The organism is Marinobacter lacisalsi (genome assembly GCF_042651045.1).
GTDB lineage: Bacteria > Pseudomonadota > Gammaproteobacteria > Pseudomonadales > Oleiphilaceae > Marinobacter > Marinobacter lacisalsi.
Window position 1 is genome coordinate 191,157 of record NZ_JBHSDI010000007.1, and the last position, 25,073, is coordinate 216,229.

General features: G+C 61.5%; 21 protein-coding genes. 15 read left to right on the plus strand and 6 right to left on the minus strand.

Annotated features, from left to right (window positions below; all coding sequences use genetic code 11):
- Positions 1–4: 4 nt before the first annotated feature.
- The 3 genes from ACFOZ5_RS04445 to epmB form a co-directional block, all read right to left on the minus strand.
- A complete protein-coding gene (locus ACFOZ5_RS04445; RefSeq protein WP_379885706.1) occupies positions 5–2,089 on the minus strand; it encodes an EAL domain-containing response regulator in 2,085 nt (694 codons plus the stop codon).
- 258 nt (positions 2,090–2,347) lie between these two features.
- Entirely contained in the window at positions 2,348–4,174 is a 1,827-nt protein-coding gene (locus tag ACFOZ5_RS04450; protein WP_379885708.1) for a GTPase, read from the minus strand.
- Positions 4,175–4,419: 245 nt separating this feature from the next.
- Entirely contained in the window at positions 4,420–5,463 is a 1,044-nt protein-coding gene (gene epmB / locus ACFOZ5_RS04455; protein ID WP_379885710.1) for an EF-P beta-lysylation protein EpmB, read from the minus strand.
- Between the two features lie 45 nt (positions 5,464–5,508).
- On the opposite strand from epmB, the gene efp reads away from it, so the two are divergent.
- Positions 5,509–6,081, plus strand: a complete 573-nt coding sequence (efp, locus tag ACFOZ5_RS04460; RefSeq protein ID WP_379885712.1) for an elongation factor P — start codon at positions 5,509–5,511, stop codon at positions 6,079–6,081.
- Positions 6,082–6,094: 13 nt separating this feature from the next.
- Entirely contained in the window at positions 6,095–7,096 is a 1,002-nt protein-coding gene (gene epmA / locus ACFOZ5_RS04465; RefSeq protein ID WP_379885714.1) for an EF-P lysine aminoacylase EpmA, read from the plus strand.
- Here epmA and asd read toward each other — a convergent pair.
- The gene (gene asd / locus ACFOZ5_RS04470) at positions 7,059–7,952 is read right to left on the minus strand and encodes an archaetidylserine decarboxylase (protein ID WP_379885716.1); all 894 of its coding nucleotides are present in this window, start codon (positions 7,950–7,952) and stop codon (positions 7,059–7,061) included. The two genes, epmA and asd, sit on opposite strands and share 38 nt — an antisense overlap.
- Before the next feature lie 212 nt (positions 7,953–8,164).
- Between asd and motA the strand changes: the two genes are divergently transcribed.
- Together motA and motB are read left to right on the plus strand one after the other, a co-directional pair.
- Positions 8,165–9,016: a flagellar motor stator protein MotA gene (gene motA, locus ACFOZ5_RS04475; RefSeq protein WP_379885718.1), complete on the plus strand. Its 852-nt coding sequence runs from the start codon at positions 8,165–8,167 to the stop codon at positions 9,014–9,016.
- A 62-nt stretch (positions 9,017–9,078) separates the two neighbouring features.
- The gene (gene motB / locus ACFOZ5_RS04480) at positions 9,079–10,038 is read left to right on the plus strand and encodes a flagellar motor protein MotB (RefSeq protein WP_379885720.1); all 960 of its coding nucleotides are present in this window, start codon (positions 9,079–9,081) and stop codon (positions 10,036–10,038) included.
- An 11-nt stretch (positions 10,039–10,049) separates the two neighbouring features.
- Here motB and rsgA read toward each other — a convergent pair whose 3' ends face one another.
- Positions 10,050–11,102 carry a small ribosomal subunit biogenesis GTPase RsgA gene (gene rsgA / locus ACFOZ5_RS04485; RefSeq protein WP_379885721.1) on the minus strand — a complete coding sequence of 351 codons (1,053 nt, stop codon included), beginning with the start codon at positions 11,100–11,102 and terminating at the stop codon, positions 10,050–10,052.
- A gap of 75 nt (positions 11,103–11,177) precedes the next feature.
- Between rsgA and orn the strand changes: the two genes are divergently transcribed.
- Complete coding sequence (gene orn, locus ACFOZ5_RS04490) at positions 11,178–11,726, plus strand: oligoribonuclease (RefSeq protein WP_379885723.1); 549 nt, start codon at positions 11,178–11,180, stop codon at positions 11,724–11,726.
- Positions 11,727–11,908: 182 nt separating this feature from the next.
- Here the strand turns inward: orn and queG are convergent, their stop codons facing one another.
- Complete coding sequence (queG, locus tag ACFOZ5_RS04495) at positions 11,909–12,967, minus strand: tRNA epoxyqueuosine(34) reductase QueG (RefSeq protein ID WP_379885725.1); 1,059 nt, start codon at positions 12,965–12,967, stop codon at positions 11,909–11,911.
- A 116-nt stretch (positions 12,968–13,083) separates the two neighbouring features.
- On the opposite strand from queG, the gene ACFOZ5_RS04500 reads away from it, so the two are divergent.
- The 10 genes from ACFOZ5_RS04500 to ACFOZ5_RS04545 all read left to right on the plus strand — a co-directional run bounded on the left by ACFOZ5_RS04500 (position 13,084) and on the right by ACFOZ5_RS04545 (position 25,048).
- Complete coding sequence (locus ACFOZ5_RS04500) at positions 13,084–14,649, plus strand: NAD(P)H-hydrate dehydratase (RefSeq protein WP_379885727.1); 1,566 nt, start codon at positions 13,084–13,086, stop codon at positions 14,647–14,649.
- On the plus strand, positions 14,642–15,175 hold the full coding sequence (gene tsaE, locus ACFOZ5_RS04505) for a tRNA (adenosine(37)-N6)-threonylcarbamoyltransferase complex ATPase subunit type 1 TsaE (protein WP_379885729.1): 534 nt from the start codon (positions 14,642–14,644) through the stop codon (positions 15,173–15,175). Before ACFOZ5_RS04500 ends, tsaE begins: the two co-directional genes overlap by 8 nt.
- 10 nt (positions 15,176–15,185) lie before the next feature.
- On the plus strand, positions 15,186–16,538 hold the full coding sequence (locus ACFOZ5_RS04510) for an N-acetylmuramoyl-L-alanine amidase (RefSeq protein ID WP_379885731.1): 1,353 nt from the start codon (positions 15,186–15,188) through the stop codon (positions 16,536–16,538).
- A 116-nt stretch (positions 16,539–16,654) separates the two neighbouring features.
- Positions 16,655–18,589 (plus strand): DNA mismatch repair endonuclease MutL, encoded by a 1,935-nt coding sequence (gene mutL, locus ACFOZ5_RS04515; RefSeq protein ID WP_379885733.1) that lies wholly within the window; start codon positions 16,655–16,657, stop codon positions 18,587–18,589.
- Entirely contained in the window at positions 18,589–19,596 is a 1,008-nt protein-coding gene (gene miaA / locus ACFOZ5_RS04520; RefSeq protein ID WP_379885735.1) for a tRNA (adenosine(37)-N6)-dimethylallyltransferase MiaA, read from the plus strand. Before mutL ends, miaA begins: the two co-directional genes overlap by 1 nt.
- Positions 19,597–19,745: 149 nt before the next feature.
- The gene (hfq, locus tag ACFOZ5_RS04525; RefSeq protein WP_379885737.1) at positions 19,746–19,997 is read left to right on the plus strand and encodes an RNA chaperone Hfq; all 252 of its coding nucleotides are present in this window, start codon (positions 19,746–19,748) and stop codon (positions 19,995–19,997) included.
- Between the two features lie 174 nt (positions 19,998–20,171).
- Positions 20,172–21,479 carry a ribosome rescue GTPase HflX gene (gene hflX / locus ACFOZ5_RS04530; RefSeq protein ID WP_379885739.1) on the plus strand — a complete coding sequence of 436 codons (1,308 nt, stop codon included), beginning with the start codon at positions 20,172–20,174 and terminating at the stop codon, positions 21,477–21,479.
- Between the two features lie 116 nt (positions 21,480–21,595).
- A complete protein-coding gene (gene hflK / locus ACFOZ5_RS04535; protein ID WP_379885741.1) occupies positions 21,596–22,810 on the plus strand; it encodes an FtsH protease activity modulator HflK in 1,215 nt (404 codons plus the stop codon).
- Between the two features lie 2 nt (positions 22,811–22,812).
- Positions 22,813–23,694: a protease modulator HflC gene (hflC, locus tag ACFOZ5_RS04540; RefSeq protein WP_379885743.1), complete on the plus strand. Its 882-nt coding sequence runs from the start codon at positions 22,813–22,815 to the stop codon at positions 23,692–23,694.
- A 166-nt stretch (positions 23,695–23,860) separates the two neighbouring features.
- Positions 23,861–25,048 (plus strand): ATP phosphoribosyltransferase regulatory subunit, encoded by a 1,188-nt coding sequence (locus tag ACFOZ5_RS04545; protein WP_379885745.1) that lies wholly within the window; start codon positions 23,861–23,863, stop codon positions 25,046–25,048.
- Positions 25,049–25,073 lie beyond the last annotated feature (25 nt).

Consider the following 25,073-nt stretch of genomic DNA (forward strand, 5'->3'; position numbering starts at 1 on the left):
TGGGTTACTGGTCGCCGAAGTCGTAGTTCATCTCGGGTACCGGTGCCTGCAGGTAGTAACCCTGAATGTAGTTCACCCCGGCCTGCCACAGGGTCGCCAGCACGGACGCATTTTCCACCAGCGGAATGATGGTCAGCTTGCCGCTGCTTTGCAGGGACTGGACCATTTCCTTGACCTTGTCCTTGGCCTCATCGTTCTTCTGGATTTCCTCGGTAAAGGAACCGTCGATCTTCACGTAATCCACTTCCACGTGCTTGAGGGTGTTGAAGGGATTCAGTGCACAGCCGAACTGGGAGATGGCCACCTTGCAGTGCAGCTCGTGGAGCTTCTTGGCAAACTCTCTGGCCTGCTTCAGGTAATTGGTGGCGTCGCCTTCCCGCATCTGGAAGATCAGCGAGTCCCCGGGCAGACGAGCGGCTTTCAGGGCAACACTGAGCCATTGGCTGAAGGTCTTGTCCTGCAGGGTCTCCGCAGTCACGTTCAGGAACAGGCGGGTGTCATGGCCGCGGCTTCGATGCTGGGACAGCTGTTTGATGGTCTGCAGGATAACCCAGCGATCAATGCGCATGGCCATGTCCGACGGGCCCGCCGGCGGCAGGAAGTCGTAGGGCGAGACTTCCTTGTCGTCATTGTCGAGCATGCGTACCAGGGCTTCGTAGTGCTCCTCGCCTTCGCCGCGAAGATTGATGATGGGCTGGAACAGCAGGCGGAAACGGTTCTCCTCCAGCGCCTTGGCGATGGCATCCATGGAGTTGGCGTCATCGAGTTTTTCGTAATCCGCCGGATTGTAGGTCACCACCCCGTTGCCGTTTTCCTTGCCAGCCTGCTCACGAACCGCGCTATGGGCGGTATGGGCGCGGCTGAGCAGGTCAGCGGCCTTGGGGGCGTTTTCGGTGATGGCGGCTACGCCGATGGAAACGGTCACCTGGGCGGTGCGCCCCTGGATGTCGAACAGATGATCGTCCACGGCCTTGCGTATGGATTCACACAGTTCGGCCATGGCCTGTTCCGTACAGGGTTGCGCAAGGATGCAGAAAGCCTCGTCACTGATCCGCGCCAGCGTCATGTCATCCGATGTGTGTTCTTCCAGCAGGGCGGCAAAGTCCCGTAACAGCAGGTCGGTGCCAGCGATGCCCAGATCATTCTTGAAGGCCACGAAGCCGTCGATGCCGATGTAGGCCAGGGCGCCGGTTTCGTTCTTCTCGCCGGCTGTGGCGATGGTGGAGGTCAGCCGCTCCATCAGGTATTGACGGTTGTGCAGGCCGGTCAGCAGGTCCTGGTTACTGATTTCGCGAATCTTTTCCTGCAGTTCGGCATCGTTGTGTTCCGGCTGGACCACCACCTGCATGCAGGCTTCGCCGTCATAGGTGGCGGCGGACACGGTCATGGTGATGTTCAGGTCCTGCTCGTCGCTGCGGCGGGCCACACAGTTGAGTTTCATGCCGTCTTCGCCGGTTTCGGAAAACGCTTTCATGAACTTGCGCATGCTGTCCTGGCTTTCCGGCGCCAGGGTGTCCAGCAACGGGATGCACATCAGTTCATCCAGGTCGTCATAGCCCAGGAATTCCATGTAAGCCTGGTTGGCGTATACATGCATGCCATCGTTGACGTAGGCAATGGCGTCCTTGGAGCTTTCCAGCAGCAGTTGGCAGCGCTGTTCCGATTCCCTGAGGTGGGATTCCAGCACACGCCGGCGGCGGCGTTCCTCAAGGTTGCCCAGTTCCCGGTTGATGACCAGCATCAGCCGTTCGGTTTCCTTGATCGGGGCAGTATCCTGGGCGCCGGCCTTCATGATGGCCAGGGAGCGTTCGCTGTCGTCCTGCTCGGTCAGCAGTATGAAAGGGATGTCCTTGTCCAGGCGTCGTATCATGGTCAGGGCGTCGTCTGGAATGAACTCTTCCCGGGAATCTCTCGCCAGGAAAAGGTCCCACTGGCCGGTACGGATGGCCTCGTCCAGGTCTTCTTCGGAGGTGACCCGGTGAGCACGGGTGGCCCGCCCGGAATTCCTCAGCAGGCTGACCAGGGATTCCGCATCGTTCTGGGATGGGTCCATGATCAGCAGGTGGACGGTGGTCTTTTGCTTCTGCATGCGCTGACGGTCTCGCTGTATGTCTGGTGCACTACACTCTGGCACTTGTGGTCTTCAACGGGCCATCCATTGCCTGGGTCGGCAGTTCTGCACGTTACGCTTGCCCCGGGCCCTTGTGCTGTTGTTCATGACGGACAGGCCATGAACCGGTAACCTTGAATGATGCAGAGGATAATCACCAATAACAAGCCTGCGCTACCTGTAGCGGGAGCTGACGCGCAGTTTTGGCAGGACTATCCGGGCACCTGTTGTCTTCGGTTACAAGTTTGGCCAGAGCGAGTCGAATTCGTCCTCACTCGCCCCGTAAGGGCTCTTCCTCCTGGTGGACTCAGGGTCCGGTTCGACCGGTCGGCTGGAGAGGCGAAGTTCGAACTGGCTGATGCTGCCCGTGGCGGCAATGCGCCTGCCCAGCGTGCCCTGGTCCTGCGTGCCCTTATGCAGCAGGGTAATCCGGGCGCCTGTCTGGAACGGGAGTTTGGGAGTCACCAGGCTTCTGGGCTGATGGGCGCCAGGAATCTCCGGGAGTAGCAGGCCGCGGAGGAATTCGCTGCTGTTGCCGGTCTTCTGGATCAGCTGGACGCCACAGGGGGTCGCGTTGGGGGCGATCACCTCAATACCGACGCGGGTGCCTTCACCACGATTCTGCCGGAGCCATCGCACGATGGCCACGCTCCAGGGGTGGTTGCGGTGCTCCCGTACCCCCAGTACTTCCCCGGCCTGCAGGGTGGCAGGGATGCTGGCGCTCCAGATAACGCAATAGCCCCCGGGGCTGGTATTCACCACCCGGGTCAGGTAGGAGCGCGGCAGGTTGCGTCCGGTCCCCGTGCTGGTCGAATTGCCCGCAGCCTGGTAGTCGATCGGGGTGTCGGCCGAAGGCCGGATACGCTCTTCAGACAGGCCGGCGTCGAAGGCGTCAGACCAGGCATCCCGGCTGCGGGATTTCATGAAACGGTTTTCTTCACCGGATGAGGGGGAGGCGTTGCCGACCACGAACTCGTTGAAGGGCTTTTCGCCGGCAACAAAGTAGTGCACGGCCGTCAGCCCGGCGCAGATCTGCAGCTGGCCGTCGGAGTTCAGTCGATTGAAGTTGCGCTGGGTCAGCAGCGCCAGGGCCTCGCCAAGGTGGGCCAGGAGAAGATCGCTGACCCGGGCAGTGACGGGGAGCCCGATGTTTTCCTGGTTTTTCTTTGTTTCCTTGCCCTGGCTTGGCCTGGCGCCCGGGGTTTCGTTCAGGTGGTCATTGATCCGGCTGGCCAGCGCGGCCGTGTCAAAGCCCCACCAGCCCGGGCTGTCAGGTGATGGCGCGAGGGAGCGGTAGCAGGGAGGGGCATCGTTTTCCATGTCCACCAGGAAGACCGCGGAAGCCGCAAGCTCCGGCCCGCAACTGACCTCCGGCGCCCAGAGTTCGAACAGTTCAGCCGCCTGCTCCATTTCATTCTGGCGCAACTGGTTGGTCCTGGCGCAGCCCAGCAGGAGTGTCTGGGCATAGGCGTCGGCTACCGTGGATTCGCCCCGGCGCGCTCGCTGATCGTCACTGACCACCAGGTCCTGCAGCCGGTGTTCGCAGGCGAAGCGGAACAGCCGGTGGCTCTCCTGCCAGCTGCCGGCGGGACTGGTGGTATACAGCTTCTGCGAGCGCAGGATCGTGGCGCCCAGCTCGGTCAGCGCGCGATGGCAGGCCTGGGCCAGGGGCTTGCGCTGGCGGTCGATGCTGCCACTGTCCAGCAGTTCCATGATGGTGAGTTTGTAGCCGGATGCCAGGTGAAGCTGCAACGCCTGGGACAGGTTGGCGATCTTGCGTTGTTTCTCGGGCAGGGCAATGGCCATGCCCAGGTAATGCCGGGAAAGCTCGTCGCAGACAAAACGCAATCTGGGGCGCAACAGTTCCAGTAGTTGCAGCCGCTGGGCGGGGGAGCAGAACAGCTGGTTGAGCTCGATGATGGCGTGGTACAGCTGCCGGGACAACTCCCCGAGGTTGGCCATGGGCAGGCGGTCAACCCAGCGGCGGAAAGCCTTGGGGTTCGAATCGCAAAAGGACAGGCTCGCAATCCGGGGTTCTGGAACTGTGAGTTGGGGTTTCTGCATTCTCTCTAGACCAGTTATACCGCTCGCTCAGACTGCCTGCACGGTTAGTGATTTCACCGGACCCGCACATTGCTGAGGGATTTTTCCGGAATTACATGTTGTTATGCGCCTTTCCCAGATTAACCTTAAAATAGCAAAGACACTATAGAAAGCCAGTAATCCGTAATATTGACAAGGTTTGACAGTGTCAGGGGTGTGATCCCTTCCCAGTCGTGGCTTGTGACACCGTTGCAGGGCGATCCGTATCATTCCATGCCCACGTCCAGCAGGGTCTTGCCCGGGCGGTCCGGCACTTCCCGCACCAGCCTCGGCACCAGGTAGCCGGGCAGCCTGGCCTGGAGCTCGCGCACCATTTCCCGGGCCAGGTCATCGCTCACGTCAAAGTGATGGGCGCCGGCCACCGGGTCAAAAGCGTGCAGGTAATAGGGCAGGATGCCAGCGGTAAAGAGTGCTTCGCTCAGCCCTTGCAGCGTATCCGGGTGATCGTTGACGCCACGCAGGATGACGCTCTGGTTCAGTAATGTAACACCGGCGCTCCTGAGCCTGGCCATGGCGTGCCGGACGTCATCGTCGATTTCCGCCGGGTGGTTGATGTGGACCACCATCACAACGTCCAGGCGAGACTGTTCAATCCAGCCCAGCAGCGAGTCGTCCACCCGCTGGGGAATTACCACCGGTAACCGGCTGTGAATGCGCAGACGTTTCAGCGAGGGTACCGACGCCAGTGCCGACGACCATTGCGCCAGCAGACGGTCATTCACCGCCAGGGGGTCGCCCCCGCTGAGGATGACTTCGTTGATTTCCGGGCTGTTGGTCAGGGTATCGATAACGTGGTCCCGCTGTGCCGGCGTCAGCCTGTGGTCTTCATAGGGGAAATGCCGGCGGAAACAGTAGCGGCAATTGATGGCGCATTGTCCCGTCACCATCAGCAGGGTCCGGCTGCGATACTTGCGGATCAGCCCGGGAGCGGCCGTCGCCCCGGCCTCCTGCAAAGGGTCACTGACGAAACCAGGGCGCGGCTCGCCTTCATCGGCCAGCGGCAGCACCTGGCGCAGCAGGGGGTCGTCGGGGTCGCCGTAGCGGATTCTGGCCAGCCAGGGCTCGGGTACCCTGACCGGAAAAGCCTCATGCCCGGTGCGTGCACCCTCCGCCAGCAGCCCGGGATCCAGGCCGAGGCGCCGCAGCAGGGTTTCCGGCCGGGTAACTGAACGGGCCAGCAGGGTTTGCCAGCTGGGCTGCTCATTATCCAGGTCGCGGGCTTCAATACGGGCGGCGGTTCGCTGTATCATAGCGGACTTTCACATTCCAACAGCGTCTTTTCAGGTGAGTATTTCATGGCATCGTATTCTACCAACGAATTCCGCAGCGGTCTTAAGGTTTTGCTCGACGGCGACCCCTGTATCATCCTGGACAACGAGTTCGTCAAGCCCGGCAAGGGTCAGGCCTTCAACCGCGTCAAGCTCCGTAACCTGATGACCAACCGCCAGTGGGAGCGTACCTTCAAGTCCGGTGAAAGCCTGGAAGCCGCCGACGTGATCGATCAGGACATGGAATACTTGTACACCGACGGTGAATTCTGGCATTTCATGAAGACAGACGGCTCGTTTGAGCAGTTCCCGGCTGACGAAAAGGCCGTGGGCGACGCCATGAAGTGGCTGAAAGAGCAGGATGTATACACTGTTACCCTGTACAACGGCGCTCCGCTGACGGTAACGCCCCCTAACTTTGTCGAGCTCGAGGTGGTGGAAACCGATCCCGGCATGAAGGGTGATACCGCCCAGGGTGGCTCCAAGCCGGCGACCCTGTCCACCGGTGCCGTGGTGAACGTGCCTCTGTTCATTACCATTGGCGAGGTACTGAAGGTAGATACCCGTACCGGGGAGTATGTCGGCCGGGTGAAGACCTGATCAGGTCCGGATCATGGGATCAGGTCGGCAAACATCACCGACAGCGCCATGCTGGCAGCCATCCGCCAGCAGGCAGATTCTGGAAGGCCGCGCACAACAGCTCAGCTGGGTGCGCGGCTTTTTTGCGAGCCGGGGAGTGCTGGAGGTGGAAACACCAGTGCTGGGTCAGTGTGGCGTGACCGATCTGAACATCGACAGCATTGCCGCCTCGCCCATGGCGGTGGCGGGCCAGCAAACCGGTCGGGGCTGGCTGCAGACCTCACCGGAATACCACATGAAGCGCCTGCTGGCGGCGGGCAGTGGCAGCATCTACCAGGTCAGCCATGTGTTTCGCGATGGCGAGCGGGGCCGTCGCCACAACCCGGAATTCTCACTGTTGGAATGGTATCGCCCCGGTCTTGACGATGAGCAGCTGATGTCTGAGGTGGCTGAACTGGTGTGCGGCTGGCTGGACTTGCCGGAGCCGGACCGCATTGGCTACCGGCAGTTGCTGCAGGACTACGCCGGCATTGATCCTTTCACGGCCAGTACCCGCGATTTACGAGACGCATGCCACCCCCTCGTTGGCAGTGAAGATCTGCTGGCGGAGCTGGACCGGGATGGATGCCTGGACCTGTTGATGAGCTTGCGGGTAGAGCCGGCGCTGGGTTTTGATCGTCCGGTCTTTGTTACCAGCTACCCGGCCAGCCAGGCGGCACTGGCGCGACTCTCCGAGGACGATGGCCACCCGGTGGCCCACCGTTTCGAGTTATACGTGCGGGGCATTGAGTTGTGCAATGGCTACTGGGAACTGACCGACCCCCAGGAGCAGAGGCGCCGCTTTCACGACGACAATGACCGCAGACGTAGCCAGGGCAAACCGGAGATGCCAGTGGACGAGCGCTTCCTGGCTGCCCTGGAATCCGGCCTGCCCGAGTGCGCCGGCGTTGCCCTGGGGCTCGACCGGCTGCTGATGCTGAAGAGCGGTGTGGACGATATCAGCGAGGTGCTGACGTTTCCGGCTGAGCGTTCGTGATCGTACCCAGGTTTTCGCCCAGACGTACCCTGGATTGCGTGGCGAGTGTGTCCTGCCAGCGGTTGACGCCTTTCGGGAACACCAGGATAACGGTGGAGCCGAGGCGGAAACGCCCCATTTCCTCGCCGCGGTCGTAGCGGATACCCGGCGCCAGGTGCCGGTAGTCGGATACGCTCACCTCGCGGCGGCCATCGGTGGGGGCCACAATGCCGGCCCAGCGGGTTTCCACGCTGCCGACGATCATTGCGCCAACCAGGATCATTGCCATGGGCCCGGCGTCGGTATCAAAGGTTGCCACCACCCGTTCGTTGCGGGCAAACAGGCCGGGTACCGCGGCGGCCGTTACCGGATTGACGGAGAACAGCCGGCCAGGAATATACACCATTTCCTGGAGCCGCCCGGCCAGGGGCATATGAATGCGGTGGTAGTCCCTGGGGGCCAGATAGATAGTGGTAAACTGACCGTCCACGAAGGGGCGTGCCCGTTCCTCATCACCGCCGAGCAGTTTTGTCAGGTTGAAGGACTGCCCCTTGGCCTGGAAAACGCTGTCCCGGTTGATCTGGCCAAGCTGACTGACGGTACCGTCCACCGGGCTGATAATGGTGTGCGTACCACCGGCCAGGGGGCGCAGGCCCGGTTTGAGCTCGCGGGTGAAAAACTCGTTGAAAGAGGGGTAGCTGTCCGGGTTTTCATCGGCCGCCTCGCTCATGTCGACGCCGTAGCGGCCGATAAACCACTTGATAACGGCATTCCTGATGGCTGCAGGCGGCCGGGCATCGGCCAGTTTTCCCGCCAGCCGGGAAAGCAGGAGCTGCGGCAGAACGTATTGTACCAGGACAAAAAGCCGGTCAAGCATAGGGTCGGACGCCTTTGGTCATCGGGCGCGTGAGTTTAGCAAACCCGTGCGGGCGGTTAGAAACGGTTTATGATTTTCATGGTTACAAAATGGCATTGCTATCATTATAGAAGGCATCATAACCTGCCTGTCATGTCGGCAGCTGGCGTCCGGCATGGCGCAGAATGTCCTCTCTGTGTCCTCAATCCGTCAAACAGGTGTAGTAGCGTTTCATGGGTCTGATACTCGGTTCGATCATTGTCCTGGCCTGTGTGCTCACAGGTTACGTCCTCCATGGTGGCAACCTGATGGTGCTGTGGCAGCCAACGGAGGTGTTGATTATTGGCGGCGCAGCGGTGGGTTCCTTCATCATTGCCAACCCGTTCCATACCATCAAGGAAGTGTTTGCGGGCAGCATGCGCCTGATCACCGGTACGCCGTTCAACAAGGCGTTCTATATGGACCTGCTGAGCCTGCTGTATGACATCTTCGACAAGTCCCGCAAGCAGGGTGTGATGTCGATCGAGGAGGACATCGACAACCCGGAAGACAGCCAGATCTTTACCCGCTATCCCGCCATCACCAAGTCCAGGCATCTGACCGCTTTCGTGACCGATTACCTCCGTATTATCAGTGCCGGCAACATGGCCCCTCATGAGCTCGAGGGTCTGATGGATCAGGAGCTGGACACCCGGCAGCATGAGCTGGAAGAACCGGCCCATGCCCTCAACAAGATTGCCGACGCCCTGCCGGGCCTGGGGATCGTGGCGGCGGTGCTGGGTATTGTTATTACCATGAACTTCATGACCGAGGGGCCGGAAAAAATCGGCCTCAGTGTCGCCGCGGCCCTCGTGGGTACGTTTCTGGGGATCTTCCTGGGCTACGGTTTCGTCGGCCCCACCTCCATCGCTCTGGAGCATCACGCCAAGTTTGAACTGAAGGCGTACGAGTGCGCCAAGGCGGCCATTATCGCCACGGTGTCTGGCCAGGCGCCCCAGATGGCCATTGAGTTCGGCCGCAAGGCTCTGCCCAGCGACAAGCGGCCGAGCTTCCAGGAACTCAATGATCACGTGCGGTCCAAGTAGTTGATGCTCCGCCCCAGGCGGGCTGAACCGGTGAGTTAACGGGTTAATCAGGCGAGACACCAGTGGACGAGCAACCAATCATCATCAAACGGGTCAAGAAGGTGGCGGCCGCCCATCACGGTGGCTCGTGGAAGGTGGCCTTTGCCGATTTCGCGACCGCGATGATGGCGTTCTTCCTGGTGCTGTGGCTGACCACTAATGCGTCCCCTGAGCAGAAACGTGCCGTGGAAGGCTACTTCAAGGACCCGGTGGGCTATACCGAAGGTGGTTCCCGCAATCCGGTGGACATGGGAGGCAGCGCCTCGGTGGTGGAAGCCAGCGCGGCGGACCAGGCGGGCAATGAAGTGCCTGTTGACGATGAGCGCATCGAGACCATGGCGCAACAACTGGAGCAGCGGCAGATGGAGGCGCTGTTCCAGGATCTCAAGGAACAGATTGAAAGCAGCGACACCCTCAGCGAATTCAGGGACCAGCTGCTGATCGATATTACCGACGAAGGCCTGAGGATCCAGATTGTGGACCGTTCCCAGCGGCCAATGTTCGACAGTGGCAGCGCCCAGCTCAAGTACTATTCCCAGGACATCCTGTTCGAGCTGGCCAAACCCCTGGGGTCGGTACCCAATAAACTCTCCATCACGGGTCATGCCGACGCCACGCCGTTTGTTGGCCGGCCCGGTTACACCAACTGGGAGCTGTCAGCGGACCGTGCCAACACGGCCCGCCGCGCCCTGGTGACCGGGGGTGTGCGGCCTGAGCAGATTGGTCGTGTGGTGGGGTTGAGCGACTCGGTACTTTTCGACCAGGATGATCCCACCGCCCCGGTTAACCGGCGTATATCGATCATTGTGCTCAACAAGAAGGCTGCCGGGGAAATACAGGGCCGGGCGAGCCGCTCCGGTGAGCCATTGATCGATCTGACCAAGCCCACCGAGGAAGAGCAGGAAACGGCCAGGGAGCAGTTGGAAAGTGGTGACTGGCAGCAGGAAAAGGAGCCGGTGCAGCCTGGTGAGCTGAACTGGTAAGTGGCCCCTTCCTAACTGAGTTTCAGCCCCCGGGCCTGTTGTTCGGCCATGGTCTGCAGTATCCGCCGGAAACTGTGCAGTCGCTCCGGTGTGATGCGCCCCTCCGCTGCCGCTTTGTCAAGCGCACACCCCGGTTCGCCCTGATGGCGACAGTCCCGGAACCGGCATAGCCCGATAATCTCGCGAATCTCCCGGAAGCCGTACTCGATTTCGTCCGTCGTCATGTGCCACAGGCCGAATTCACGAATGCCGGGGGAATCGATCAGGTCGCCGCCACGATCCAGGTGGAACAGTGTTGCCGTGGTGGTGGTGTGGGTGCCTTTGCCGGTGCTCTCAGACAGTGCGCCTACCCTGAGCTCCCGGTCGGGTACCAGGGTCTGGATAATGGATGACTTGCCCACGCCTGACTGGCCAACGAACACGCTGGTGCGGTCCTTCACCAGGGACGTGATGGCGTCATCGTGCTCATCCGGGTGGTGGGCCGAGGCCTTCAGTACCGGATAACCGAGGTTCCGGTAGCGGTCGAGCAGGGCTTCCAGCCTGTCACGGTTGTGGTCATTGATCAGGTCAGCCTTGTTCAGCAGGATGACGGCGGGAATGCCGGTGTTTTCCGCAGCCACCAGGTAACGGTCGATCAGGTTGTCGTGGGGTTCCGGTTCCGGTGCGATGACCAGCACGATGTGGTCGATGTTGGCGGCCACGGGTTTGAGCTGGCCAAAGTTGTCGGGGCGTTGCAGCAGGGTGTGACGCTCCTGTCGGGCAACGATTACACCGACATTGTCGTCCCCCAGGCACCAGACCACCCGGTCACCGGTCACCAGGCTGTCAATGTTGGCCCTGACAAAGCAGCGGAACAGTTCGCCGCGGCGGTCGCCCTCCAGGGCTTCCACGTCCAGTTGCTGGCCATAATGGGCGATGATCAGCCCGGCCTGCTCCTGGCCCAGTTCTCCGGCTTCCCGTTTGGCGTCGATGGCCTTCTCGCGTTTACCGGCCCGGCGGGCCCGTTCTTCCTGGATCTTGCCGATGCGATGTTGCTGCTGCTTGCTCAGACGGCGCTTGGCCATGGGTATCCTGATTGTTCTGGAAGTGGGGATGGTCCATCATACCAGACCTTATTGGACACTGTGGCGGAGGACTCCATGGCAGAAGAACATAATGATCGCCTGGTCTGGATTGATCTGGAGATGACAGGGCTGGACCCTGAACAGGAGCGGATCATCGAGATCGCGACGATTGTCACGGATTCGAACCTGAAGGTGATCGCCGAGGGGCCGGTGCTGGCGGTTCATCAGTCGGACGAGTTGCTGGACGCCATGGACGAGTGGTGTACCCGGACTCACGGTAATAGCGGTCTGACCAAACGGGTGAAGGAATCGCCGATTACGGAGTCGGCGGCTGAGGAGCAGACGCTGAATTTTCTGGCCCAGTATCTTGAGCCCGGCAAGTCGCCCCTGTGCGGTAACAGTATCGGTCAGGACCGGCGCTTCCTGGTAAAGTACATGCCCCGTCTGGAAGGCTTTTTCCATTATCGGAACCTGGATGTGAGTACCATCAAGGAGTTGGCACGGCGCTGGCGGCCGGATGTGCTGGAGGGCGTGAAGAAGAAGGGCTCGCATCTGGCCCTGGATGATATCCGGGATTCGATTGTTGAGCTTCAGCATTATCGGGAGACGTTTTTTAAGCTCTGATTAGGTTGGGTGATTTGGAGTAGGGCGGGCGCTTGCGAGAGTTGTCGCGGTCATTTTCTTCACCGCAATTCAAGGCCCATCCCTGGGCCTGCCTTGCTCCGCGCCATCCATGGCGCTGTTACGAAAATGACCGCGACAACTCGCGCAATCCCCCTCGCTGACTGGGGTATAGTCTGCGAGCTCTACGCTCCTGTTAGGTGCCTTTTTAGCGCCCATTGCACATGCTCTCGTACCAACTCCGATGGGTGGTTTGACCGCGCTTTGAGTGCCTCAATGACTGGAATAGTCGAGGGCGCATTCCCCAGCCCGACCGCGATATTCCGCAACCAGCCTTCGTAACCGGTTCGCCGTATCGCCGATCCTTCGGTGCGCTTCAGAAACTCCTCCTCCGTCCACATGAACAGCTCCGCCAGGGTGCTGTTGTCCAGATCGTTCCGGGGCTGGAAGTCGTCCTCCTGCGTCGGCTTGCTGAAGCGGTTCCAGGGGCAGGCCAGCTGGCAGTCGTCGCAGCCGAACACCCGGTTGCCCATCAGCGGGCGCAGCTCCTCGGGAATGGAGCCTTTGAGCTCGATGGTCAGGTAGCTGATGCAGCGGCGGGCATCGAGCACGTAGGGGCCGGCAAAAGCATTGGTGGGGCAGGTGTCGAGGCAGGCGCTACAGGTGCCGCAGTGGTCCTTTTCGAAGGGTTCAGTCAGGGGCAGCGGCGCGTTGGTGAAGATTTCCCCCAGGAAGAACCAGGAGCCCGCCTTCGGGGTCAGCAGCAGGGTGTTCTTGCCAATCCAGCCCAGCCCCGCCCGCTGGGCCAGGGCCTTTTCCATAACCGGGGCGCTGTCGGTGAAGGCGCGGTAATCGTAGCCCTCCAGTTCCTGATCGATGGCTTTGGCGAGTTTTGCAAGGCGCTTGCGGATCAGTTTGTGGTAGTCCCGTCCCAGGGCGTAGCGGGTGACGTAAGCCTTTTCCCGGTCCTGCAGTACGCCCTGTGGATTGTCCGGTGACCAGCGGTAGTCCATGCGCACGGAGATGATGCGTTCAGTGCCCGGTACCAGTGAGGTAGGGGTGTAGCGTTTGTCGCCGTGGTCGCCCATCCACGCCATTTCCCCATGCATGCCGTTATCCAGCCACTGCTGCAGGCGTTCGGCATGCACGCCGGTGTCAGGGCGGGTAATCCCCACGTCGCTGAAGCCCAGATCCTGTGCCAGTTGCCGGATCCGGGATGGAAAATCTTTAAGTGCAGGAGTCATGGATTGACGCTACTATTGATCAAAGTATGGCCTGATCGCGAATTTTGCTATGCTGAACAGAGATATGGCCCAAACAGTTAAACCGGATTCTTGAACAGGTAATGATACGGGCAATTATGGTGACACTCGATAGCTTAACAGAATCGCTTTTCACTGCAGATGGCGTGCAGGCTCTGGACCGCTTTTTGATCGATGAACGCGGTGTTGAGGGCTATGGCCTCATGCAGAAAGCAGCACGTGCCGCCTTCCGTCAGGTGCTGCGTCACTGGCCGTCAGCGGGGCATGTTGTGGTGCTGTGCGGCGCCGGGAACAATGGTGGCGATGGCTATCTGGTAGCCCTTAATGCTTTGCGTCATGGTCTGGAGGTGACCTGTGTGGCGGTTGCCGATCCTCAGAAATTGTCCGGCGATGCGCGCAAGGCCTGGCGGGACGCTGATGAGGCCGGTGTGCCAATGACCGACTGGTCAGGCCTGGACGAGAGCAAAAAGGCCGGCCTCTCCGGCGACGGCGTGGTGCTGGTGGATGCGATGCTGGGCACGGGCGCCCGGGGGCGTCCGCGATCTCCGGTTGATGAGGTTATCGCCTGGGTGAATGGCAGCGGCAGGCCGGTACTGGCGGTGGATGTTCCGTCGGGCCTGGATGCCAGCCTGGGAACGGCCGAGGGCGAGGCGGTTCAGGCCGATGTTACCGCTACCTTTATTGGCCGCAAGCTGGGGCTGGTAACCGGTAAGGGGCCGCACTACGCCGGTCAGGTAGCCTATGAAACCCTGGGTGCCGAGAGGCAGATTGAAGGCTGCAAGGTCGAGCCGGTTGCGAAGCTGGCCACCTGGGCAAACAGAAAAGTGACTTTACCAGCGCTTTCTCCAGGGGCCCACAAGGGGGATTTTGGCCATGTTCTGATCATCGCTGGCGATCACGGCTTCGGGGGGGCTGGCCTGCTGGCCGCGGAAGCCGCCGCCCGCAGTGGTGCCGGGCTGGTCAGTCTGGCAACTCGCCCTGAGCATGTGGCTGCCGCATTGAGCCGGTGCCCGTCGTTGATGGTGCGGGGCGTGGAGCACGGAAACGATCTTCAGTCTTTGCTGGATAAGGCGGATGCAGTGGTCTGCGGTCCGGGTATTGGTCAGGGCGCGTGGGGCCGGCAGATGCTGCAACAGGTGCTCGCCTCCGACAAGCCGCGCCTGCTGGATGCCGATGCACTGAATCTGCTGGCCACACAGGCGCCCAGCGCGGAGGCCTGTCAGGTCATTACACCACATCCGGGTGAGGCTGCCCGTCTGCTGGCGTGTTCTGTGGCTGACGTGGAGGCCGATCGCCTGGCGGCGGTCCAGGCGCTGCAGCAACGCTATGGCGGAGTTGCCCTGCTCAAGGGCGCCGGTACGCTGGTGGCGGCACCGGATCAGCTCCCGGTGGTGGTTGGCGGCGCCAATCCTGGTATGGCTACCGGCGGCATGGGTGATGTGCTCTCTGGTATCGCCGGTGGATTCTTGGCGCAGGCGGTGCGTAGCCGTGCCATGGCGTTGGACGACGCGGTAGTCAACGCCGCAACCCTGCATCTGGCAGCGGCCAACGTAGCCTCACGGCGCCTTGGTTACCGCGCCCTGCTGCCATCGGATGTCATGGATGCCATGGCTCCGGTACTGATGGCCGCAGAGTCTGGTCAGGTGGAGGCGACCAATGGCTGAGCGTGCCGTATGGCTGGCGGATGAGGCCGCCACGGTGAACATGGGTAAAAGTCTTGCCAATGCGCTGAAATCGGTGCCTTCCGCCCGGGGCCTTGTTATATTTCTCCATGGCACGCTGGGAGCGGGCAAGACGACGTTCAGTCGTGGCCTGATTCAGGGGCTGGGGCACCGGGGGGCGGTCAAGAGCCCGACGTATACGTTGGTTGAGCCTTATGACCAGCTGGAGCCGGCGACCTGGCATTTTGACCTCTACCGCCTGGGCGACCCGGAAGAGCTGGAGTTCATGGGTATCCGGGACTATCTGGCTCCCGGCAATGTATGCCTGGTGGAGTGGCCGGAACGGGGTGCGGGCGTTCTGCCCGGGCCAGACCTGGACCTGACCCTGACGCCGGAGGGTGAAGGGCGGTCGCTGGTCTTTGAGCCCCGCACCGAAGCTGGTCAGGCCTTGCTTGACCGGATGCAGGAACAGAGTGATTCGGCGGCTGGTGGTCAGCCGCAGAACTTGGACAGGACGGACCAGGATTGAGGGCCCGCATATGATAATAACAGTCAGGGATTGTTTGCGACTGCTGTTGGTGGTTGTCGTTTCGTTGAGTCCTGCCGCAGGCATCGCCGCTACGGAAGTGGAGGGCGCCCGGATCTGGCCGGCGCCGGACCACACGCGGCTGGTGTTTGATACCCGGTCGCAGGTCAGACACACCATATTCTCGCTGGAGAATCCGTCGCGGCTGGTGATCGACATGCAGGACACCAGTCTGGGTGCCAACCTGGACCGGCTGGACCTCAGCAACAGCCCGGTAAAACGGATCCGCAGCGCGCCCCGTAACGGCAATGACCTGCGGGTAGTGCTGGATCTGGAAAAGGACATCAAACCCCGTAGCTTCCTGCTGGAGCCCAACCAGCAGTATGGCCATCGCCTGGTGGTGGACCTGATCCAGGAGGACCGGGAATCCCTGGATGAGCTGACCAAGCCGATTGTCCGCGACCAGAGCGATAGCAAGCGCGACATCATCGTGGTGATTGATGCCGGACATGGCGGCGAGGATCCGGGCGCCATCGGGCCGGGCGGCACCCGCGAGAAGGACGTGGTGCTGGCCATGGCCCGCAGGCTGGAAGAACTGATTGACAGCAAGCCGGGTTACGAGGCCCGGCTGACCCGGACGGGCGACTATTACATTGACCTGCGTCGCCGCACCCTGCTTGCCCGCAAGCACAACGCGGATCTGTTTGTATCGGTACATGCGGACGCCTTTCGCAGCCCGCAGCCCAGCGGGGCGTCCGTGTTTGCCCTGTCTCAGCGGGGCGCCACCAGTGAGACAGCCCGCTGGCTGGCCCGCAGCGAAAACCGCTCGGATCTGATTGGCGGCGAAGGCGGTGTGACCCTTGGTGACAAGGACGATGTCCTCGCCGGTGTGCTGCTGGATCTGTCCATGACCGCCAGTATCAATGCCAGTGTGGGTGTGGGTGGCTACATCCTGGACCAGCTTGGTGATGTCACCAAGCTGCACAAGCGCGGCGTGGAGCAGGCGGCTTTTGTGGTGCTGAAATCACCTGATATTCCCTCGATTCTTGTGGAGGCCGGCTTCATTTCCAACCCCCGCGAGGAGCGCAACCTGGCCAGCGCCAACCACCAGCGCAAGGTGGCCCGGGCGGTGTTTGACGGCATTGATGCCTACTTCAACAACGTGCCGCCCCCCGGCACGTTGCTGGCCTGGCAGAAACGTCAGCAGGGTGGCGCGGTCGCTAGTGAGTATCGCGTCCAGCGCGGTGACACGCTATCGGCGGTGGCCCGGAGGAATCAGGTGTCCGTGGAAGCGCTAAAGCGTGTCAATGGCCTTACCGACGACGTGGTATTGGTGGGCCAGACCCTGCAGATTCCCAACTCCTGATCCCCCTTCCTCCTTGCTGCGGTCATGGGTCTATCTCCCGTGGCCGCAGCGTTCGCCGTATTGAATCTGTTATCATCCGGACCATCATTCACTGAAGTCTGGAGACAGAGACCCCCATGCCTTCCATCAAGCTGCTGTCCCCCCGGCTGGCCAACCAGATTGCTGCCGGGGAGGTGGTTGAACGGCCGGCCTCGGTCCTCAAGGAACTGGTTGAAAACGCCCTGGATGCCGGCGCCCGGCGCGTTGATGTGGAGGTGGAGCAGGGAGGTGCGCGGCTGATTCGGGTGCGGGACGATGGCGTCGGTATCCCCGAAGCTGAGCTGCCCCTGGCCCTGAGTCGCCATGCTACCAGCAAGATTGCCACGCTGGACGATCTGGAAGCGGTCGGTTCATTGGCTTTCCGGGGTGAGGCTCTGGCCAGTATCAGTTCGGTATCGCGCCTGACGCTTACGTCCCGCACGGTGGAGCAGGAAGCCGCCAGCCGCGTGGAAGTGGAGGGCCGTGACATGGATGCCAGGGTGTCGCCAGCAGCCCATCCGGTGGGAACCACCGTGGAAGTGCGGGACCTGTTCTTCAATACCCCGGCCCGGCGCAAGTTTCTGCGTACGGAGAAAACCGAGTTCGGTCATGTCGAGGAAGTGCTGCGTCGCCAGGCGCTGGGTCGCTTCGATACCGGTTTTACCCTGCGCCATAACCAGAAAGTGGTGCACAGTCTGCGGCCAGCGGAGACTGAACTGGACCACGAGCGCCGCATCGGTTCGCTCTGTGGCCAGAAGTTTATCGACAATGCCGTGGTGATCGATGCCGAGGCCACGGGGCTGCGCCTGCGCGGCTGGGTGGCCCTGCCCACGTTCTCCCGCAGCCAGGCGGACCTGCAGTACTTTTTCGTCAATGGCCGCGTCATCCGCGACCGGCTGGTGGCCCATGCCGTGCGCCAGGCCTATCGCGATGTGCTTTACAACAACCGCCATCCCGCCTTCGTACTGTACCTGGAGCTGGATCCGGCCAATGTGGATGTAAACGTTCACCCCACCAAGCATGAAGTACGCTTCCGGGATGGCCGGCTGGTGCATGACTTTATCTTCCGCACCCTGCATCGGGCGCTGGCGGACGTGCGCCCGGATGACCACTTCCGTGGTGCCGTGGCCCAGTCACTGGGGCGTGAAGGCGGGCCACCAGGAATGCAGCCGTCGGCCATGCCAGGAGCCCAGCCGGCCGGTGTTCCGGGTGGCGCCTCCGGCGCATCGCCCGGAGGGTTTGGTGGCTATCAGGGCAATAATGCTCCCCCGGGCCAGCAATCGCCCTGGGCAGCCCAGGATCAGATGGCGCTCTACCGCTCCCTCAACGAGGGTGGTGGCCCGGTTGGTGCCGACGCGTCGACCGCGCTGGCGGAACCCCGTACCTATCCGCAAGGTCAGCCCACGCCCGCCATGGGTTCCTCAACCGCCGTGGAGGGAGAGAACGGCGAGCCGCCCCTGGGGTACGCCATCGCCCAGTTGCACGGTATCTACATCCTGGCCCAGAGCCGCCAGGGCATGATCATTGTCGACATGCATGCGGCCCACGAGCGCATTACCTATGAGCGCATGAAACGGGCGCTGGACGCCGAAGATTTGACCAGTCAGCCGTTGCTGGTGCCGGTTTCCGTGGCGGTCAGTCAGAAGGAAGCGGGCCTGGCGGAGGACCATGCGGTGGAGCTGGCCACCCTGGGCCTGGTGGTGGAGCGCATCGGGCCGGAGACCCTGGCGGTGCGCCAGTTGCCCGCCCTGTTGCGTGGGGCGGATGCCGAGCAGTTGCTGCGGGACGTACTGGCCGACCTGATTGCCGATGGCAGCAGTGACCGGGTCGAGGCCCAGACCCATGAACTCCTGGGCACCATGGCCTGCCATGGCTCGGTGCGGGCCAACCGGCAACTGACCATCCCTGAAATGAATGCGCTGTTACGGGATATGGAGGCCACTGAGCGCAGTGGTCAGTGCAATCATGGCCGGCCCACCTGGACCCTGGTCACCTTGCCGGAACTGGACAAGCTGTTCCTGCGGGGCCGTTGATGAGCGCGGCAGGCAGCCAGCCACCTCTGGCGATACTGATCATGGGGCCGACAGCCTCGGGCAAGACGGATCTGGCCATCGAGCTCTGTCAGCAGTTGCCCTGTGACATCATCAGCGTCGACTCGGCGATGATCTACCGGGGCATGGATATCGGTACCGCCAAGCCGTCGGCTGAAGAGCTGGCGCAGGCACCGCACCGGCTGATTGATATCTGCGATCCCGCTGAAACCTATTCCGCCGCCGACTTCCGTCGCGATGCCCTGGTCGAGATGGCGGAAATCACCCGTGCCGGGCGTATCCCCCTGCTGGTGGGTGGCACCATGATGTACTACAAGGCGCTGCTGCAGGGTATGGGCGACCTGCCGTCAGCGGATCCTGCGGTGCGGCGGCGGCTGGAGGCCGAGGCGGCAGAGCTGGGCTGGGGCGAGATGCATCGCCGGTTAGCCAGCGTCGATCCGGTGGCGGCAACGCTTATTCATCCCAACAACCGGCAGCGTTTGCTGCGGGCACTGGAAGTCTTCGAGGTGACCGGGCGCCCGATTTCCTCCTGTTGGCAGGATGAGGAAAATATCAAGGATTACCCGTATACAACGAAATGGCAGGCAGACGCCGATCACCAGCTCCCGTATACTGTCGCTCAGTTCGCACTGTCGCCAGCGCAGCGGCACCAGCTCCATGAGCGTATCGGTGTCCGCTTCCAGGCCATGCTTGGACAGGGCTTTGTGGATGAAGTGAGAGGGCTGATGGCCCGGGGTGATCTGTCGTCGGACATGCCTTCAATGCGGTGTGTGGGGTATCGGCAGGTCTGGTCCTGGCTGGCTGGCGAGGGAGACTACGCCGACATGGTGGAAAAGGGCATGGCTGCAACCCGCCAGCTGGCCAAGCGCCAGCTGACCTGGTTGAGAAAGTGGCGGAATGTGACCTGGCTCGAGACCGGGGCCGGGCAAAATACCGCTATTGCCTTGAAAAAAATTGAATCTCACTCCACATTGAATCCGGGACACTAGATAAACTGGCTGCTCCGGAGCTTCGCCGGGAACTCCGCTGGAGGGGTCCGGTCTCGATTGGCTGCTGGCCCTGCGTTGATTAACGTTGGTGGCTCCCGCGGCTGCTAAACAATGACGATCTGCATTATCAGAAAAACAGGAGAAATAACATGTCAAAAGGGCACTCTCTACAAGACCCTTACCTCAATGCACTGCGCAAGGAGCGAATCCCGGTTTCCATCTTCCTGGTGAACGGTATCAAGCTGCAGGGCCAGGTAGAGTCGTTTGACCAGTTCGTGATTCTGCTGAAGAACACCGTCAGCCAGATGGTATACAAGCACGCTATTTCTACCGTTGTGCCGGCCCGCAATGTCCGTGTTCCCCAGCAGAACCCGGCCGGAGAAAATGAAACGGAAGAGTGACAGATCCTTCGGGTTTGTCGGCGAACCCGCACAGGCTGGCCAGCAATGACTGGTCCGGCCTGTGCGGGTTTTTGCATTGATACGATCGGATAGCGGACAAGGCCTGTGAAAGGGCCTGTCGCTCTTTGCGTATGCCCGTTGACGACGCTTCCCCAATGACTGGAGAAAGATTGATTGTTTGAACGTCCTGATGTCGGCGAACGGGCGGTGCTCGTTCACATCGAATTCAGTTCCCGCGGCAGCGAGGCCGAAGATCTGGGGGAATTCCGTGAGCTGGTGACGTCCGCCGGCGTAGAGCCCGTGGCAGAAGTGACCGGATCCCGTAACCAGCCCAGTCCCCGCCTCTTTGTGGGCGAGGGCAAGCTGGAGGAAATCGGCGATATTGCCAGGGCCTGCGAAGCGGATGTGGTACTGTTCAATCACGCCCTCAGCCCCAGCCAGGAACGCAATATCGAGCGTGAACTGAAATGCCGGGTGCTGGACCGTACCGGGGTGATCCTGGACATCTTTGCCCAGCGCGCCCGCACCCATGAAGGCAAGCTTCAGGTGGAGCTGGCCCAGCTGGATCATATGGCTACCCGGCTGGTCCGTGGCTGGACTCACCTTGAGCGCCAGAAAGGCGGTATTGGTCTGCGCGGCCCGGGTGAGACCCAGCTGGAAACCGATCGCCGCCTTCTGCGGGAGCGTATCAAGGCGATTCACAAGCGACTGGAAAAGGTGCGCCGTCAACGGGACCAGGGGCGACGGGCGCGCAAGCGTGCGGATATTCCCACGGTTTCCCTGGTGGGCTATACCAACGCCGGCAAGTCCACCCTGTTCAATCACATTACAAAATCCGGGGTCTATGCAGCGGACCAGCTGTTCGCCACCCTGGATCCGACATTGCGACGGCTGGAACTTCCGGACATCGGGCCTGTCGTTATTGCGGACACAGTAGGGTTTATTCGCCATCTTCCCCACAAGCTGGTGGAGGCCTTCAGGGCGACCCTGGAAGAAACCACACTGGCTTCCCTGTTGTTGCACGTTGTCGACTGTCACGACGAGCGGAGGGAGGAGAACATGGAGCAGGTGGATTCGGTGCTCCATGAGATTGGCGCTGACGAAGTACCGGTGCTGCAGGTGTTCAACAAGATTGACCTGCTTGGCGATTTCGAGCCGAGAGTGGAGCGCAATGAGACCGGCGAACCGGTCCGGGTTTGGGTGTCTGCCTACACTGGTGCCGGCATGGAGCTATTGTTCGATGCCATTGTTGAACGGCTCGCCGAGGATCTGCTGCACCAGTGTGTGGTACTGGGGCCGGCGGATGGCAAGCTGCGGGCGTTGCTCCATGAGGCCGGGTCGGTCATTGATGAGACATATCGTGACAATGGCGACGTCGTGGTGGAAGTCCGCCTGCAGAGTCGGGACTGGTTCCAGCTTCTCAGTCGCGCGGGCTTGCTTGCAGATCAGGTCAGGGTGGAAGCCCCGGAAGCGCCCCGGTAGTGGGTCAGTAGGTCAGCGCATTAACCAAACGGTAGACTAGCTATTGCCGGGGCCCGTATAAATCCCTAGTATTTGCAGCCATTCGCATCGCTTAAAACGCACAGACGGAGAGATTTATGGCCTGGAATGAACCGGGTGGAAATCGCAACGACAACGACCCCTGGGGCACCGGTGGTGGCCGTGGTGGTAAAGATCAGGGGCCGCCCGACCTGGATGAGGCCCTGAAAAAAGGGCTGGACAAGCTCAACCGCATGCTCGGAGGCAAGGGCGGTAACCGCTCCGGTGGTTCCGGCGGCTCCGGTGGCAAGGGGGGTGGTGCTGGTCTTGGTGCCGTGTTCGCCCTGGGCGCCATTATTGTGGTCGGCTATGTGGTCTTCCAGTCTTTCTACACGGTTGACGAACAGGAACGGGCTGTTGTCCTCCGTTTTGGTGAATACCATCGCACCGAGAACCCGGGCCTGCGGTTCAAGCTGCCGCTGGTGGAATCGGCCACCAAGGTTCGCGTGACCAACGTCCGTAACGCCGAATCCGCAGGTCAGATGCTGACCGAAGACGAGAATATCGTCACCGTGGATCTCCAGGTGCAGTACCGGGTCTCTGACGCCAAGGCTTACGTACTGAACGTCCGCGATTCCAACCAGGCCCTGGCCTTTGCCACCGACAGCGCCCTGCGTCACGAAGTGGGCAGCTCGGTGCTGGACGATGTGCTGACCGAGGGGCGGGCCGAACTGGCCATCCGTGTCGAGCAACGGCTGCAGAATTTCCTGGCTGACTACAGTACCGGGCTGGAGATTGTTCAGGTCAACGTGGAAAGCACACAGCCGCCAGCGGCCGTGCAGGACGCCTTCCGGGAAGTACAGCGGGCCCGTGAAGACGAGCAACGTTTCAAGGAAGAGGCGGAAACCTACCGCAACCGGGTTGTACCAGAAGCCCGTGGTCGCGCCCAGCGCCTGATTGAGGAGGCTAATGCCTACCGCGCCGAGGTGATCGAGCGGGCCCGTGGTGAAACTGCCCGCTTTACCGAGTTGCTGTCCGTTTATGAGGACGCCCCCGTGGTGACCCGTGAACGCATGTACCTGCAGGCTCTGGAAAACGTGTACTCCAACACCACCAAGGTGCTGGTGGATACAGCGAGTACTGGCAACATGATGTACCTGCCCCTGGACCGTATGTTCAGTGGCCAGGCCGGCAGCGGTAGTACCTCGGGCAGCTCTGGCGCCCAGGACAGCAGTCAGAGGGGTGATGAGCAGAGCATTCAGGCGCTGACAGATCGCGTCATTGAGGAGCTGCGCAACCGTCAGGAAATGAGTAACAGTCCGAGGAGTCGATAATCATGGGGCCTAAAAGCATAGCGGGCCTTGCAGGGGCCCTGGTCGTTATCCTGCTGGTCTTGTCGAGTGTTTTCATTATCCCGGAAACTCACCGGGGCGTGGTCCTGCGCTTCGGTGAGCTGGTGGAGACCGATGTGCCGGCGGGGCTGCACTTCAAGATACCGGTGGTTGAGCAGGTACGGCAGTTCGATATCCGGTTGCTGACCACCGATCTTCCTGCCAAGCAGTACCTGACCATCGAGAAGAAACCGCTGGATGTGGATTCCTACGTGGCCTGGCGCATTCGTGACGTGGACGAGTATTACCGGTCCACGGGTGGCGATGAGTTGCGTGCCCAGTCGCTGCTGCTGTCGCGTATCGACAACGGCCTGCGGGATGAGTTTGGTGTGCGCACCATGCACGAGGTGGTCTCTGGCCAGCGGGACGAGCTGATGGAAAACCTTACCGAGCGTGTCAATGAGCGGGTGATGGAGGCATTCGGTATTGAAGTGGTGGATATCCGCGTCAAGGCCATCGAACTGCCCCAGTCGGTTAGCGAGAACGTCTATCGTCGCATGGCCACCGAGCGTGAGAAACTGGCCCAGGAGTTCCGTTCACGGGGCCGCGAGCTGGCTGAGGGTATCCGTGCCGACGCTGACCGCCAGCGCACGGTGACACTGGCTGAAGCCTTTGCCACCGCCGAGGAAACCCGGGGTGAGGGTGACGGTGAAGCCGCCCGTATCTACGCCAATGCCTATGGAAGCGATCCGGAGTTCTACCAGTTATACCGGAGCCTGGAGGCCTATCAGAAGACCTTCTCGGGCAAGGATGACATCATGGTGATCGACAGTGACAATGCGTTCCTGAAGTACCTCAAGGACGCGAACCCGGCGAACGTCAACTAACGTTCGCTGTTGCTGACCCGGGAAACCGGGCCGCCACCGGGCGGTCCGGTTTTTTTGTGACTGGCAAAGGTGTAAAATCCGCCGGGTTTGGCCAAATGCCGGCGACCGATAACGCCGTTGCCCGAACCCCTGGCCCACACTGAATTCTGCAGAAGGTAAACAGGATATGACGGTTTCTGACCGCTGGCTGCTCCCTGACGGCGTCGAGGACATTCTGCCGCCACTGGCGGGCCAGATCGAATCCCTGCGCCGGGACATCATGGATACCTGCCAGCGCTGGGGCTACCAGCTGGTGATACCACCGCTGATCGAATACCTGGAGTCCCTGTTTACTGGCACCGGCCATGACCTGGCCCTGCAGACCTTCAAGCTGACCGATCAGCTGACTGGTCGGATGATGGGGGTTCGTGCCGACATGACTCCCCAGGCGGCCCGTATTGATGCCCATACCCTGCACCAGGAAGGCATCACCCGCCTTTGTTATGCCGGTCATGTGCTTCATGCCCGCCCCCAGCACATGCTGACGGGGCGTACGCCCATCCAGGCTGGCTGCGAGCTGTTCGGCAGTGCCTCGGAAGACGCTGACCTGGAAGTGATCCGGCTGATGCTGGAGACCCTGCGGGTGGCCGGAATCAGCGATGTGCATCTGGATCTGGCTCATGTGGCCATTTATCAGTCGCTGATCGAGGCGGCGCAGTTCAGTGATGAAACCGAGGCGGCGATTTTCGACGCCATGGCCCGCAAGTCGATTCCCGAGCTGGATCAACTGCTGGGGAATTGCCCCCCTGAATCGCCCGGAGCCCTGCTGCGGGTCCTGGCCAGGGTGAGTGGTGGCCGCGATGCCCTGGGTAAGGCCCGCGAGGCCCTGGCCGGCGCACCGGCCAACGTTATCCGGGCGCTGGACCAGTTGCAGCGGGTGGCAGACCATCTGCTGGAGACTCATCCGGACCTGAATCTCGGCTTCGATTTCTGTGAACTGCGGGGCTACAACTACCACACCGGGCTGGTGTTCGCCGCCTATGTTCAGGGCCACGGTGACGCTGTCGGCAAGGGCGGACGTTACGACGCCATTGGCCAGGATTTTGGTCGTGCCCGGCCCGCAACAGGGTTCAGCCTGGATGTGCGGGCCCTGGTGGGGCTGGGGCAACGGGCCGGGCGGGTTCGTTCGGCCATCTGGGCGCCCGCGGATGCGGACCCGGCACTGGATTCCACCGTTGCCGGCCTGCGAATGACGGAAACCGTGGTACGGGCACTGCCAGAGGATGTCAGCGTCAACCCGGCCGAGCGTGGCTGTGACCGGATCCTGGTCAAGCGTGACGGGCAATGGGTAGTTGAACAACTGGGGGCGTGCTGAACCGGGTTAATGCCCTGTTCGCCAA

What these genes read in the sequence shown, in the direction of transcription:
- ACFOZ5_RS04445 (WP_379885706.1), bottom strand. Translation starts at nt 2,089, where the DNA reads ATGCAGAAGCAAAAGACCACCGTCCACCTGCTGATCATGGACCCATCC.
- ACFOZ5_RS04450 (WP_379885708.1), bottom strand. Translation starts at nt 4,174, where the DNA reads ATGCAGAAACCCCAACTCACAGTTCCAGAACCCCGGATTGCGAGCCTG.
- epmB (WP_379885710.1), bottom strand. Translation starts at nt 5,463, where the DNA reads ATGATACAGCGAACCGCCGCCCGTATTGAAGCCCGCGACCTGGATAAT.
- efp (WP_379885712.1), top strand. Translation starts at nt 5,509, where the DNA reads ATGGCATCGTATTCTACCAACGAATTCCGCAGCGGTCTTAAGGTTTTG.
- epmA (WP_379885714.1), top strand. Translation starts at nt 6,095, where the DNA reads ATGGGATCAGGTCGGCAAACATCACCGACAGCGCCATGCTGGCAGCCA.
- asd (WP_379885716.1), bottom strand. Translation starts at nt 7,952, where the DNA reads ATGCTTGACCGGCTTTTTGTCCTGGTACAATACGTTCTGCCGCAGCTC.
- motA (WP_379885718.1), top strand. Translation starts at nt 8,165, where the DNA reads ATGGGTCTGATACTCGGTTCGATCATTGTCCTGGCCTGTGTGCTCACA.
- rsgA (WP_379885721.1), bottom strand. Translation starts at nt 11,102, where the DNA reads ATGGCCAAGCGCCGTCTGAGCAAGCAGCAGCAACATCGCATCGGCAAG.
- orn (WP_379885723.1), top strand. Translation starts at nt 11,178, where the DNA reads ATGGCAGAAGAACATAATGATCGCCTGGTCTGGATTGATCTGGAGATG.
- queG (WP_379885725.1), bottom strand. Translation starts at nt 12,967, where the DNA reads ATGACTCCTGCACTTAAAGATTTTCCATCCCGGATCCGGCAACTGGCA.
- ACFOZ5_RS04500 (WP_379885727.1), top strand. Translation starts at nt 13,084, where the DNA reads ATGGTGACACTCGATAGCTTAACAGAATCGCTTTTCACTGCAGATGGC.
- tsaE (WP_379885729.1), top strand. Translation starts at nt 14,642, where the DNA reads ATGGCTGAGCGTGCCGTATGGCTGGCGGATGAGGCCGCCACGGTGAAC.
- ACFOZ5_RS04510 (WP_379885731.1), top strand. Translation starts at nt 15,186, where the DNA reads ATGATAATAACAGTCAGGGATTGTTTGCGACTGCTGTTGGTGGTTGTC.
- mutL (WP_379885733.1), top strand. Translation starts at nt 16,655, where the DNA reads ATGCCTTCCATCAAGCTGCTGTCCCCCCGGCTGGCCAACCAGATTGCT.
- miaA (WP_379885735.1), top strand. Translation starts at nt 18,589, where the DNA reads ATGAGCGCGGCAGGCAGCCAGCCACCTCTGGCGATACTGATCATGGGG.
- hfq (WP_379885737.1), top strand. Translation starts at nt 19,746, where the DNA reads ATGTCAAAAGGGCACTCTCTACAAGACCCTTACCTCAATGCACTGCGC.
- hflK (WP_379885741.1), top strand. Translation starts at nt 21,596, where the DNA reads ATGGCCTGGAATGAACCGGGTGGAAATCGCAACGACAACGACCCCTGG.
- hflC (WP_379885743.1), top strand. Translation starts at nt 22,813, where the DNA reads ATGGGGCCTAAAAGCATAGCGGGCCTTGCAGGGGCCCTGGTCGTTATC.
- ACFOZ5_RS04545 (WP_379885745.1), top strand. Translation starts at nt 23,861, where the DNA reads ATGACGGTTTCTGACCGCTGGCTGCTCCCTGACGGCGTCGAGGACATT.